General features: G+C 69.7%; 11 protein-coding genes. 6 read left to right on the forward strand and 5 right to left on the reverse strand.

Annotated features, from left to right (window positions below; all coding sequences use genetic code 11):
• Window positions 1–15: 15 nt before the first annotated feature.
• From AC4EEO_RS03190 to AC4EEO_RS03205, 4 genes are all read right to left on the reverse strand, one after another.
• On the reverse strand, window positions 16–561 hold the full coding sequence (locus AC4EEO_RS03190) for a copper resistance CopC family protein (protein WP_109045269.1): 546 nt from the start codon (window positions 559–561) through the stop codon (window positions 16–18).
• Window positions 562–572: 11 nt separating this feature from the next.
• Window positions 573–1,316 carry a YcnI family copper-binding membrane protein gene (locus AC4EEO_RS03195; RefSeq protein ID WP_133830522.1) on the reverse strand — a complete coding sequence of 248 codons (744 nt, stop codon included), beginning with the start codon at window positions 1,314–1,316 and terminating at the stop codon, window positions 573–575.
• Window positions 1,317–1,463: 147 nt separating this feature from the next.
• Window positions 1,464–2,051 carry a hypothetical protein gene (locus AC4EEO_RS03200; RefSeq protein ID WP_491330506.1) on the reverse strand — a complete coding sequence of 196 codons (588 nt, stop codon included), beginning with the start codon at window positions 2,049–2,051 and terminating at the stop codon, window positions 1,464–1,466.
• A 110-nt stretch (window positions 2,052–2,161) separates the two neighbouring features.
• Window positions 2,162–2,908 (reverse strand): ABC transporter permease, encoded by a 747-nt coding sequence (locus AC4EEO_RS03205; protein ID WP_491339848.1) that lies wholly within the window; start codon window positions 2,906–2,908, stop codon window positions 2,162–2,164.
• A 146-nt stretch (window positions 2,909–3,054) separates the two neighbouring features.
• Here AC4EEO_RS03205 and AC4EEO_RS03210 point away from each other — a divergent pair, with 146 nt between their 5' ends.
• The 6 genes from AC4EEO_RS03210 (at window position 3,055) to AC4EEO_RS03235 (ending at window position 12,068) form a co-directional block, all read left to right on the forward strand.
• A complete protein-coding gene (locus AC4EEO_RS03210) occupies window positions 3,055–4,965 on the forward strand; it encodes a hypothetical protein (protein ID WP_491339849.1) in 1,911 nt (636 codons plus the stop codon).
• Window positions 4,962–6,119, forward strand: coding sequence for an ROK family protein (locus AC4EEO_RS03215; protein WP_491339850.1), 1,158 nt, complete (start codon window positions 4,962–4,964; stop codon window positions 6,117–6,119). Before AC4EEO_RS03210 ends, AC4EEO_RS03215 begins: the two co-directional genes overlap by 4 nt.
• 76 nt (window positions 6,120–6,195) lie before the next feature.
• A complete protein-coding gene (locus tag AC4EEO_RS03220) occupies window positions 6,196–6,633 on the forward strand; it encodes a hypothetical protein (protein WP_491330502.1) in 438 nt (145 codons plus the stop codon).
• Window positions 6,634–6,701: 68 nt separating this feature from the next.
• Window positions 6,702–9,269 (forward strand): DUF4118 domain-containing protein, encoded by a 2,568-nt coding sequence (locus AC4EEO_RS03225; RefSeq protein ID WP_491339851.1) that lies wholly within the window; start codon window positions 6,702–6,704, stop codon window positions 9,267–9,269.
• Entirely contained in the window at window positions 9,266–9,949 is a 684-nt protein-coding gene (locus tag AC4EEO_RS03230) for a response regulator (RefSeq protein ID WP_491339852.1), read from the forward strand. Before AC4EEO_RS03225 ends, AC4EEO_RS03230 begins: the two co-directional genes overlap by 4 nt.
• 142 nt (window positions 9,950–10,091) lie before the next feature.
• Window positions 10,092–12,068: an APC family permease gene (locus AC4EEO_RS03235; protein WP_491339853.1), complete on the forward strand. Its 1,977-nt coding sequence runs from the start codon at window positions 10,092–10,094 to the stop codon at window positions 12,066–12,068.
• Here the strand turns inward: AC4EEO_RS03235 and AC4EEO_RS03240 are convergent.
• Entirely contained in the window at window positions 12,037–12,513 is a 477-nt protein-coding gene (locus AC4EEO_RS03240; RefSeq protein WP_491339854.1) for a hypothetical protein, read from the reverse strand. The two genes, AC4EEO_RS03235 and AC4EEO_RS03240, sit on opposite strands and share 32 nt — an antisense overlap.
• Window positions 12,514–12,571: the final 58 nt, after the last annotated feature.

Consider the following 12,571-nt stretch of genomic DNA (forward strand, 5'->3'; position numbering starts at 1 on the left):
CAGGCGCTGGCTATGTCAGGCGTCGGACTCCGCGCTCCGGAGCCGCCGCCGCACCAGCACCGCCCCGCCGGCCAAGCCGATGACCAGGACGGCGGCAGCCCCGCCGGCAATCAGCACTCCTGCCTGGGGCCCGCCGGAACCGGCAGCAGCAGCTGGGGCCGGCGCCGCACTGGAGTTTCCGGCGCCGGCCGTGAACGTGAAGGTTCCTTCGATGGGGTGGCCATCGGAGGAAGCCACCCGCCAGATCACCGTGTATTTGCCCGCCGGTGCACCGGCCTTCACGGCCTGGGTGACATGGTTGTCGACAATCGTGACGGCGCCGTCGGCCTGGTCCGTGCCGGTCTCATCCTGCACCTGGATCACCGAGCCGATGCCCATCGGCGTGCGGTCGAAGGTCAGTCCGATCTGGCCGGGGACTGCCGGAACAGACGATCCATTCGCAGGATCGCTGGATTCGAGCACATCGTGCGCCTGCGCGGGCGCGGCCAGGACAACCGAACATGCCGCCACGGCCAGGACCAGCAGGCAGCGCCGGAACCAGCGGAGCAGATTCGCAAACATCCGGGCCCCTGCTACTTGGCTGCCGGGCGGGACCGGCGGCCGGCCAGCACCAGTGCCAGGGCGGCGGCGCCCAGGACAAACCCTGCAGCGCCGAGGACAACGCCCCAGATTGAGGTCGCATCGGAGGTGCGCTCGATGGCCTCCGGGGCTTCGGGAGCAGTCGAGGCGGCAGCCGAGGCCGGGGTGGTGTGCGCCGCGGCGCCGTCCTCGGCTGTGGTGGTGAAGGAGGGGGCCGGGTGCTTGGGCTCGGGCTGCCCGTCAGCACTGCGCTCGTTCCAGTTCACCACCGTCCCGTCGCTGTAACCCTGGGCGGCCTCCAGCACCACCGTGGTCCCCTCGGCCGGGAGGCGGCCTACCGAGAGCGAAAACGCCTGGTACTGGTTCTGCCCCAACTGGTGGGCTTCGTCCGCGGTCCAGACCACGGAAGTAGGTGCCTTGGTGACCGTGGCGCCGGCCACCGTCACCGGCGTGGGCAGGTCACCGGTGATGACCTGCGCGGTCCAGCCCTCCACCGGTTTGACCGAGACGGAGGTGAAGGGTGTGTCGGTGGGCAGCTTGACCTCAAGCTTGTTCGTCTTGGCGGTGGGGGACTCGTTGGGGACGTTGAAGGTCAGGCGCGAGTAGCCGTTGGCGCCGGTGTCGCCCGGATCCACGGAGACATGGGCTGACGCGGCGGCGGCGCCGGCGGCGAGCATTCCGGCTGCTGCGGTGATGGCGGCGAAGGCTCTGGCGGTGCGGCGGATTGAGGTATTCATGATGTCGCTTTCACAAGGTATGGGTGCGCCGGGGGCGGCCTGCGGCTGCGGCCGGGCGCGAGGACATGGCTGACCGGGGCGCGCGCAATGGCAGCGGTCCAAGGGCATCGCCTTGGGCCCGGGCAGCATGGTGGGGGCAGGTGCCGCTCAGGAGGCGGCAGCGCGCGGCGGACCGCGCAGTGCGGGAAGCCGGAGGACCTCGGCGCGCAGCACCACAACAACGCGGCGCGGAGCCGGAAGCTGCGGCCAGTCGGGAAGGAACGCCGCCGTCAGGATACGGATCAGCGGCCGCAGCCAGGCCGCGAGGGCCCAGACGGCCGCTTCGCCGCGGGCCAGCACCAGGGCGGTGGACACGGTGGCCGCGGCGTGGAGGACCAGCATCAGCGGGTCCGTAGCGTGGAGGTGTTCCGGGGCCGCTGCCACTGCTGCCGCGGCGAGCGGTTCGCCCGGGTGGACGTGGCCTTCCGGAGCAGGAGTGAAGCCGGACGAAGCGGACAGGGTGCTGAAGGCCTCGTGGAGGAGCAGTTGGCCGCCGATGAGCAGGCCGGCCATCATTGGGGAGTTGACCCGGATCCTGGCGAGCACCATGACGGGCAGCAGCACCAGGGCAAAGAGCCCGGCGACGATGGCCGGGTGCGGCATCACGCCACGGGCCACCACGTGGGCTCCGGCAGCGAGGGCGAACATTGCCGCCGTGAACGCGAAGGCGCGGGGGAAGCGGAACGGCGCGCTCATGCCAATCGCCACCCCTTCTTCCACTGATTACCCGGTACCACTTTAGGGAAAGCAGCACCCCGGCGCGTAATCGGCGCCCCGTGCTGCCGGGGCCGTGACGGCGCGCAGCCCTACAACGGGTCGGGCCGGACCGTGACGTTGCCCAGCGAACGGATCAACGCGACGGCGGTAATGGACCCTGCCGCCATGATGGACGCCAGCACCACCACCTGGAACCGGCCCGCTTCCAGGGGCGAAGCGCCGCCAAAGATGGCGCCCACGAATGCGCCGGGAAGCGTGACCAGTCCGGTGGTCTTGGTTTGGTCCGTGGCGGGGATCAGCGCCGAATGCACCGCCTGCCGGGCCTGGCTGAGGGTGGCCTGCCGGGGAGTCGCGCCCAGCGCCAGCCAGCCCTCCACCTGGTCCCACTGCTCCAGGACGGCCTCGACGAAGCGGCGGCCGGCCAGCGTGGCAATGGTCATGGAGTTACCAATCACAATCCCGCCCACGGCCAGGGCGTAGCGCGGCGAAAATTCGATGGCACCGGTGCCGAAGACGATTGCGACCGTCACCAGGATGCCGGCCGCCATGGTTGCGGCCACCACGGCGAACCGCCGCCAGGACCAGCTGAGCCGCCGCGTAGCCGTCACGGACGCCACGGAGAACATGACCAGCAGGGCCAGGCCGACCCACGCCGGGCTGGTGATCACCCCTCCCAGGACAAGGCTGATGATTGCAAGCTGCAGCACGCCGCGGAGGATGGCCAGGGCGGGGGAGAGGTACGACGGCGTGCGCGAGCCCCAGAGGATGCCCACCGTGAGTGCCGCCAGGATGGCGATGGCCGCGAGGGTGGGGGCCAGTGCGGCAACGTCGGGCATCTGCCCAGCTTACTGACCCCGTGGCTTACCGGTGCCATGCCCGCCCGAGGGCTGGCCCGGCGTCGGAATTAATTAAATGCTTGACGCACGAATATAGCCCGTGAATACTTTGGTGTGCCCCGACCTCCCACCCAAAGGACTGATCGATGATGAACCTGTCCCGCCGCACATTGCTCACCACCGGCAGCGCCGCCACCCTCGCCTACGCCTTGGGCGTGGCAGGCTCCGCCCAGGCCGCCACCGCCGTCACCGCCCGCCCGGGCGTCCCCGTCACGGCCGCGCCGCCCTTGCGCCTGGCCAGCCGGAACAGCGTGTTCACCCGCAGCGGTGCCGGCCCCCGGTACTGGAACATTTACGGCTACTCGTTCCCGCACAACGCCCCCATCCCGGAAAACGAGTGGAAGGCCAACATCGACTGGCTGGCCGGAAACTTCGCCGGGTTCGGTTACGACATCGCCTGCACCGACGGCTGGATTGAAGGCTCCAGCCGCACCACCGGCAACGGCTACATCACCAGCTACAACGATTCCTGGCAGCACGACTGGGCTTATTGGGCAAACTACCTGGCCGCGCGGAAGATGAAGCTGGGTGTCTACTACAACCCGCTCTGGGTGCACCGGGCCGCCGTCGAAGACGCTTCCAAGACCGTCCTGGGCCGGCCCGACATCAAGATCGCGGACCTGGTGGTGCCCGGGGACTTCTTCGCCCGGGACATCGGCGGAAACCAGCTGTACTGGCTGGACGTGACCAAGTCCGGCGCCAAGGAATACGTCCAGGGCTACGTGCGCCACTTCAAGGACCTCGGCGTTCCCTACCTGCGGATCGACTTCCTCTCCTGGTACGAGGACGGAAGGGACGCGAACATCGGGCAGGTCAACGCCCCGCACGGCCGGGCCAACTACGAACTCGCCCTCTCCTGGATCAACGAGGCCGCCGGCGAGGACATGGAAGTTTCGCTCGTAATGCCGCACATGTTCCAGGACGGTTCTGCGGAACTGGCCAACGGCGACCTGGTGCGGATCAATGCCGACGCCGACAAGGGCGGCTGGGACCGGCTGAGCGGGATGCGCCAGAACTGGCAGGACGCGTGGCCCAACTGGGCCAACCCGTTCTGCGGGTTCACCGGCTGGTCACACCGCAACGGCAGGGGCCAGCTGATCCTCGACGGAGACTTCATGCGCGCCAGCACCTTTGCCAGCGACGAGGAACGCAAGACCATGATGAACCTGATGGTCGCGGCCGGATCACCCCTGGCCATCGCTGACACCTACCAGCAAATCGGCAACAACGCCTGGGTGTACACCAACAAGGAAGTCCTCCAGCTCAATGCCGATGGCCTGGTGGGCAAGCCCCTCTACCGGTCCGCCACTCCGTTCTCCAAGGACCCGGGCTCCCGTGACACCGAACGCTGGGCCGGGCAGCTTCCGGACGGTTCGTGGGGCGTTGCGCTCTTCAACCGCAGCGACACTGAAACGGTCACCAAGACCATCGACTTCGCAAAGGACCTCGGCCTGGCAACCGGGGGCAACGTCCGGGACCTCTGGGAGCACAGGAACCTGGGCATGGAATCCCGGGCCACGGCCGCGCTGGCCCCGCACGCCTCGGCCATCTTCCGCGTCACTCCGCCGAAGATGCACGGCACCACCCGGTACCCCGCGGCCTTCGCAGCTTGGGGAGGCGGGGCCGGCTTTAACAACAACCACCCCGGGTATGACGGCAACGGCTTCGTGGACGGACTCCAGGCGGGCTCCGGCAGCGCGGACCCGCTGGTCACGTTCGCGGTCCAGGTGCCGCACCGCGGCAGCTACGCCATCCGCTACCGGTATGCCAATGCCACCGGCGATACCAGCACCATGACGGTCACCGCCGAAAAGGCGGACCGTTCCACCGTGGACGGTCCGGTCCACGTCAGCTTCCCGGGCCTGGCCACCTGGGACACCTGGGGCGTGGCGGACGGCGCCATCACGCTCGACGCCGGCCTGAACCTGATCACCATCGGCAGGGGTGCAACGGACAAGGGAGCCATCAACCTGAACTGGATAGAGTTGGACATGTGAGCACACGGACGCAGGCCTTCGGGGTTCCCGCCCTGAGGGACCCGCACCGGGCAGGATTGTTCTCCCTGGTGCTGCGGCACGCGCCGATCTCGCGGGTGGAGCTTGCCCGGCAGGCATCCCTGGACCCGTCCACCATCGCCCGGACACTCCGGCCGCTGGTTGACCAGGGATACGTGGTGGAGGCGCCCACGACCCCCAACGGCCGCGGCCGGCCCGAGCGCCTGATCGAAGTCGTAGCCACAAAGCACACCGCGGTGGGCATCAAGATCGGTCCGAAGGTCATTTCCGGCGTCGTCACGGACCTGGGCGCAAACGTGCTGGCCCGCGGCGAGGAAGTGGGTGTTCCGCTGGCGCCGGCGGACACCTTCCGGGCCGTCGCCGCCTTGGTGGACCGGCTGCTCGACTCGGTGCCCGGGGCGCGGGAAAAGGCCTTGGGCGTGGGGGTGGCGGTCAGCGGACACGTGGATCCCGACGCCGGGACATGCCGCTTTTCCCCGATCCTTGGCTGGCGGGGGGTGGATGTGGCAACACCCCTGGCGCAACAGATCGCGCTGCCCGTCACCGTCCACAACGACGTCAACGCCCTGGCCGTCGCCGAGCACCTGTTCGGCGACGGCAGGAACGCCCGCAACTTCGCGGTGGTGACCTTGGGGCCCGGCATCGGACTGGGCCTCGTGTTCGACGGAAAGGTGTACGGCGGGGCCCAAGGAGCCGCCGGGGAACTGGGCCACATCCCGATGGTTCCGGACGGCCCGCTGTGCAGCTGCGGCCGGCGGGGCTGCCTGGAAGCGCTCGCCGGCGACGCAGCGATCGCCGCCGCCGCCGGCACCGCGGATGTGGGCACGGCGATGCAGCTTGCCCGGGACGGCCAGGGCGGGCGGGCAGCCGCCGCCCGGGCAGCCTTCGACGACGCAGGCGGCTGGATCGGGCGGGGCCTGGCAGTGGTGTGCAACCTTGCCGCCCCCGAACTGGTGGTCATCACCGGCGAAGGTTCCGCCGCCTACGACCTGCTGGCCGACCGGTTGGCGGCGTCCCTTCGGGAGTATGCGCTCGAGGGTGGCGACTTCCTGCCCCGGCTCAAGGTGGCGCCCGCCGACGCCGATCTCTGGGGCAAGGGCGCCGCCTGCCTGGCCTTCCAGCGGTCCCTGCGCTGAACCACCCCGGTATTCCACGCTGGCGTGCGCCGGCACCATTGCGGCGCGCGGGTCTTCCTACAGAATCGAGCAAAGATTGCCTTCACTGAACGTGCGGGCCGCCCTCCGGCAGCCTCCGCGGGACCGCAGCCTGGCGGAACACTGGATCCGGGCCGTCCTGCTCCTCAACCTGGCGCTGCCCTGCCCTGAGGACGCGGGTCCCGTTGACCCGGACCATGCGGGTCCCGTGGACCCGGACGTCGGGCCCGGTCCCGACGGCGGCCGGCGGGACTTCCTGCGCGCGGCCTCTGCCTGGCGGACCGAACTGGAGTCCTTCAACTACGTCCACTGGGAGGACTCCCGGGACGACGCCCTGCTGCATTTCAGCCGGCCGTACGGGTGGCACTGCGTCGCCAACTTCGGCCGCTTGCCCGTGCCGGTGCCCGAGGGGATCGTGGTGATCAGCAGCGGCGCCCTCCAGGATGGGTACCTGCCGCCGGCCACGACCGTGTGGCTGCTCCGCTGGGTGGAATAGCCTGTACCTGCGGGCGGCCGGCAGCCCGGGAGTTGGTCCGGGTGGCCGGAGGGGATAAGACTGTGAACATGGCACGGGGAACGCTTCGCATCTTCCTGGGCGCGGCAACGGGAGCCGGCACAACATACTCCATGCTGCGCGAGGCGCACCGCCTTGCGGCGTGCGGCCGGGACGTGGCCGTCGGCATCGCCGCGGACCACGGCAGGACCGATACCGCGCTGCTCCTGGACGGGCTCGACGTCGTTGCCCCGCGCCCGGTGCCCGGCGCCGGCGGAGCAGCGGCCGCCGAGTTGGACGTGCCGGCAGTACTGGCCCGGCACCCGGAGGTGGCCGTCGTCGACGACTATGCGCACGTCAACGCCCCGGGAAGCCGGAACGGGCGCCGCTGGCAGGACATCGAGGAACTCCTGGCGGCCGGGACGGACGTGCTGACCACCCTTACCGTCCAGCACGTGGCGTCGCTGCGGGACGCCGTCGCGGCCATCACGGACCAGCCGAGCGGTGAAACCGTGCCGGACGCCGTGGTGCGGCGGGCAGAGCACATCGAGCTGGTGGATATCCCGCCCGAGCTGCTGCGCCAGCGCGTCGCCGACGGAAAGGTATTCCCCAAGGACGCCATAGATGCGGCCCTGGCCAACGAATTCCGCCTGGGCAACCTGATTGCCTTGCGCGAAATCGCCCTGATCTGGCTGGCCGACCGCGTGGACGAAGGATTGGCGACCTACCGGAAAAGCCAGGGCATCACCGCCACCTGGCCCGCACGCGAACGGGTGGTGGTTGGCCTGGACGGCGGCCCGGGCGGGGAACTGCTCATCCGGCGGGCGTCCCGGATCCTGTCCAGGGTCCACGGCGGCGACCTGCTGGCCGTGCACGTGCGGCGGGGAGACGGCGGCACCGCCGAGTCCGGCCACGCACTGGACGCCCAGCAGCGCCTGGTCACGGACCTCGGCGGAACCTGGCACACGGTCTCGGGGGAGGACGCCGCCCAATCGCTCCTGGAGTTCGCCCGCAGCGTCAACGCCACGCAGATCGTCATCGGCGCCTCGACCGGAGGGCTGTGGAGCCGGCTGCTCGGTTCCGGAGCCGGCGCCAAAGTGGTGCGGGACTCCGGCGACATTGACGTGCACATCGTGTCCCGGCCGCAGGGCGGCGCCGGCCTGCCCAGGCCCGCCACCGCCGCACTGGGCCGGACGCGCACCACAGTCGGGTTTGTCCTCGCCGTCGTCCTTCCGGTCATCCTGACCGCTGCCCTGGCCGCCGGCCCGGACCTCAACCTCGCCACCCATGCGCTGGTGCACCTGACCGGCGTCATGGCCGTGGCCTTCATTGGCGGGTTGTGGCCGGCGGTGCTCGCGGCGGTCCTGGATTCGCTGCTGCTGAACTTCTTCGAGACAGAACCGGTGGGAACGTTCACCATCAAGGACCCGCAAAACGTGTTCGCACTGGCGGTGTTCCTGGCGGCGGCGGTGGCGGTCTCCCTGGTGGTTGGCCTGTCCGCCCGGCGGGCCCGGGAAGCTGCCCGGGCACGCGCCGAGGCAGCCACCCTGGCGGACCTGGCCCGCGACGCGTTGCTTGCCGATGACACCGTAGCCGCGTTCATGGCCAAGGTCCGGGAAACCTTCCAGGTCCGCTCCGCAGGGTTGTTCACCGTTGCGGGTGACGGCAGCGGTGCGTGGGAACTCCAGGCCTTCTCGGGTGCCGCGCCGCCGCCCGCCCCGGACGCCGCGGCCTTGACGGACAGCGTGGAACTGGCCGACGACCGGACGGCGCTGGTCCTCTCCGGGCGGACCCTGACCGCCGGCGACCGGCTCCTCCTCGCAGCCCACGGCGCCCACCTCCTGCTGCTGCGCCAGCGCCAGGCCCTGCAGCGAAGGCTGCAAAGCACCACCAAACTGGCGGAGGGCAACAGCGTCCGCACGTCCATCCTGCGGGCAGTCAGCCACGACCTGCGCACCCCGCTGGCCGGGATCAAGCTCGCCGTCACCGCCCTGCGCCGCCAAAGCCGCAGGCTGCCGGAGGAGGTGCAGGCCGAGATGCTCGCCACGATCGAGTCCTACACCGAGCGCCTGGACGCCCTGATCTCGAACCTCCTGGACATGTCCCGCATCTCCAGCGGCTCGGCGGCCCCGCTGACAGCGCCGGTCTCCTGGCGGGACGCGATCGAGGACGCGCTGCGCGGACTCCCGGCAGGCCGGATCCGGGTTGACCTTGCACCCTCCATGCCTGCCGTGGACGCCGACCTGGGCATGCTGGAACGGGTCATCGCCAACATCGTGGAGAACGCGCTCAAATACGCGCCGGAGTCGGAGGTGGTGATCGTGGGTGTGTCGGCCGGGACGCTGAGGACCGACGACGACGGCGGCGGGGTCGGCGAGTTGCGCATCGTCGATCACGGGCAGGGTGTGCCCGCTGCCGCGGCTGCCGCGATGTTCCAGCCGTTCCAGCGGCTTGATGACGCCCCGGAAGGGCTCGGCATCGGGCTTGGCCTGGCCGTCGCCAAGGGCTTCACGGAAGCCATGGGCGGCCGGCTGGTGGCCGAACCGACCCCCGGCGGCGGACTGACCATGATCATCAGGCTGCCGCTCTCCGCGGGAGCTGCCACCCCGGACCGCCGCCCCGCCGGGAGCACGCCATGAGGACCATCCTGATCGTCGATGACGAACCCCAGCTCCTGCGCGCCCTCCAGGTGAACCTGGAAGCGGAAGGCTACCGCGTGCTGACGGCGCTGGACGGTACGTCCGCCCTGCACCATGCGGAGGGCGGCCATCCGGATGTGATGGTGCTGGATCTCGGGTTGCCGGACATCAACGGCGTGGACGTCATCACCAGGGTCCGCCGGACCAGCAGCATGCCCATCATCGTGTTGTCCGCCCGGCACGGATCCGTGGACAAGGTCCGGGCCCTGGACGCCGGCGCCGACGACTATGTGACCAAGCCGTTCGGCCTGGACGAACTCCTGGCGCGGCTGCGCGTGGCGGGGCGCCGTAGCGGGAACCCGGAACCGGTGGACAGCGGCCCGGCGATTGACGTGGGCGATTTCGAAGTGGACCTGGCCAACCGGAAAGTCACCCGTGCGGGAGACCCGGTCCGGCTCACGCCCCGCGAATGGGCCATCCTGGAACTGCTGGCCCGGAACCCCGGCCGGCTGATCACGCAGCAGCAGATGCTCCGGAAAGTCTGGGGCCCCGGCTACGAGAACGAAACCCACTACCTGCGCGTCTACATGGGCCAGCTGCGCCGCAAACTTGAGGCCGACCCCGCCCGGCCCCGGCACCTGCTCACCGAGGCCGGCATGGGCTACCGCTTCGAACCGTGACCCGCCCCGCGAAGACCCCCGACGGCGTCGTACATCACGCGTAAAGGAATCATTAAGAAAACCCACTTTCCCCCGCCAGCCAATTTTGCCGGTGCTAGCTTCGCAGTGATCGCGGTGCACAGGGCAGCGCGGAAAGGCAGTCATGACCACGTTAAGCAGGCCCCCGGCGGATCCTTCCGCGCTCCACCCGCATGGCAGGAAGGCGCTCAAGGACTGGCTGCTGTTTGGCCTGCAGGACAGCAAGGGCACGCACCAGGGCCCCGGCGGCGTTCCGACGCAGCACGAACGCAAGCACACGTGGTGGCAGGTCATGTGCCTGACCGGCGTGGACTACTTCTCCACCCTGGGGTACCAGCCGGCCATCGCCGCGCTGGCTGCCGGGGTCATCTCCCCGCTGGCCACCCTGGTACTGGTGGCGGTGACCCTGCTGGGCGCGCTGCCGGTCTACCGCAGGGTTGCCGGTGAAAGCCCGCGCGGTGAAGGCTCCATCGCCATGCTTGAGCGGCTGCTGCCACGCTGGGGCGGCAAGCTCCTGGTGCTGGTCCTGCTCGGGTTCGCCGCCACCGACTTCATGATCACCATGACCCTCTCGGCAGCCGACGCCACCGCGCACCTGATCGGCAACCCGGTTGCCCCCGGCTGGCTGCAAAACCAGAACGTCCCGGTCACGCTCTTCCTGCTCGCGCTGCTCGCGGCGGTGTTCCTGCGGGGATTCAAGGAGGCGATCGGCGTCGCCGTCGTCCTGGTAGTCCTCTACCTGGGCCTGAACGCCGTGGTGGTAGTGGCCACCCTGATGCAGGTGATCGCCCATCCTGCAGCCATGGGGGACTGGTGGACCAACCTGTGGGTTTCCCACGGCAATCCCCTGATGGCCGTGGCCATCGCGCTGCTGGTGTTCCCCAAGCTGGCGCTGGGCCTGTCCGGCTTCGAGACGGGCGTTGCGGTGATGCCGCAGGTCCGGGGCGCGGCGGACGATACCGAAGAGAACCCGGCGGGCCGCATCCGCGGTGCCCGGCGCATGCTCACCACCGCCGCGGCGATCATGAGCGTGTTCCTGCTGACCACCAGCTTCATTACCGTGGTCCTGATCCCGGAGCAGGAATTCCAGCCCGGTGGCCAGGCGAACGGGCGCGCCCTGGCGTTCCTGGCGCACGAATACCTGGGCGTCGGATTCGGCAGCGTCTATGACATCAGCACCATCGGCATCCTCTGGTTCGCCGGCGCCTCGGCCATGGCCGGCCTGCTGAACCTGGTTCCCCGGTACCTGCCGCGCTACGGCATGGCCCCCGGATGGGCCAAGGCGGTGCGCCCCCTGGTGCTCGTCTTTACCGTGATCGGCTTCGTGATCACCTTTATCTTCAACGCCGATGTCGACGCCCAGGGCGGCGCCTACGCCACCGGCGTCCTGGTGCTGATGACCTCCGCAGCCGTGGCCGTGACGTTGTCGGCGCGCCGCCGCGGGCAGCGGAACCTAACCGTCGGCTTCGGCGCCATCTCAGTGGTTTTCGCGTACACCACGGTGGCCAACATCTTCGAACGTCCCGAAGGCATCCGGATCGCGGCCATCTTCATTCTCGGCATCATCGTGATCTCCCTGCTGTCCAGGGTGCGGCGTTCCTTTGAGCTGCACGCCACCCGGGTGCACCTGGACCAGCAGGCCCTGGAGTTCATGTCCAGCACCCTGGACGGGCCCATCGCCATCATTGCCCATGAGCCGCTCCGGCTGTCAGCGGAGGCGTACCGGGACAAGCTGGAATCTGCGATCGAGGTCAGCCACCTGCCGCTGGCGGGGGACGCCCTGTTCCTCGAAGTCATTGTGGACGACTCCTCCGACTTCGAAACGGAGCTCCATGTCCGCGGCGTGAACCGCCACGGCTACCACGTCCTGGAAGTCCACGGGCCGGTGGTGCCCAACACCATCGCCTCCGTGCTCCTGCACATCAGGGACGTGACCGGGCTGATGCCGCACATCTACTTCCGCTGGACTGAGGGCAACCCCATCACCAACCTGGTGCGGTTCCTGTTCCTGGGCGAGGGCGAGATCGCGCCGGTGACCCGTGAGGTCCTGCGCGAGGCCGTTCCGGATGTCACCCAGCGCCCATGGGTCCACGTGGGCTGACCGGCGGGTCCGCCGTTGTCCCGTCCGTGCGCTTCGGCGCGGGACCGGGGCGCTCCGGTGCGGTGTGCCCCGGTGCCGCCACGTGCGCCACCGTGGCCGCAACCCTGGCGGCGTCCGCCAGGGTCAGCGGGACGTGCGCGCGGAAGGCGGCCTCGGCGTCGTCCTCCCAGACGCCCGCTGCCAGCACCACCACGTGCACCATGTCGCCGTAGGAGTCGTTGCAGGCCAGGATGTCGCCGGGAACTTTGCGGGCGTGCAGGCCCGACGGCGGCCACGGCTGGAAGATGACCCACCATTGCTCGCCGTCCTGGTCGGGGAAGAGGTAGCCGCTGGCCGGCTGCAGTGCACGCCCGTTCAGGGGCCGGCCACCGTAGCCCTCCACGGCCTCGGCTGCGGCGGCGAACTTGACCCTGCCACGGTCCTCCGGCGCCTCGTCCCACCGCATCTGCGCTCCCTGCCTCCCACCTGCTGCCTATGCCTCCATCAAAGGGCTGCACGGGCTC

This window comes from Pseudarthrobacter sp. MOO13 (genome assembly GCF_058267655.1).

Bases quoted from the DNA above. Each gene is read 5' to 3' on its own strand.
- AC4EEO_RS03190 (WP_109045269.1), bottom strand. From the start codon at position 561: ATGTTTGCGAATCTGCTCCGCTGGTTCCGGCGCTGCCTGCTGGTCCTG.
- AC4EEO_RS03195 (WP_133830522.1), bottom strand. From the start codon at position 1,316: ATGAATACCTCAATCCGCCGCACCGCCAGAGCCTTCGCCGCCATCACC.
- AC4EEO_RS03200 (WP_491330506.1), bottom strand. From the start codon at position 2,051: ATGAGCGCGCCGTTCCGCTTCCCCCGCGCCTTCGCGTTCACGGCGGCA.
- AC4EEO_RS03205 (WP_491339848.1), bottom strand. From the start codon at position 2,908: ATGCCCGACGTTGCCGCACTGGCCCCCACCCTCGCGGCCATCGCCATC.
- AC4EEO_RS03210 (WP_491339849.1), top strand. From the start codon at position 3,055: ATGATGAACCTGTCCCGCCGCACATTGCTCACCACCGGCAGCGCCGCC.
- AC4EEO_RS03225 (WP_491339851.1), top strand. From the start codon at position 6,702: ATGGCACGGGGAACGCTTCGCATCTTCCTGGGCGCGGCAACGGGAGCC.
- AC4EEO_RS03230 (WP_491339852.1), top strand. From the start codon at position 9,266: ATGAGGACCATCCTGATCGTCGATGACGAACCCCAGCTCCTGCGCGCC.
- AC4EEO_RS03235 (WP_491339853.1), top strand. From the start codon at position 10,092: ATGACCACGTTAAGCAGGCCCCCGGCGGATCCTTCCGCGCTCCACCCG.
- AC4EEO_RS03240 (WP_491339854.1), bottom strand. From the start codon at position 12,513: ATGCGGTGGGACGAGGCGCCGGAGGACCGTGGCAGGGTCAAGTTCGCC.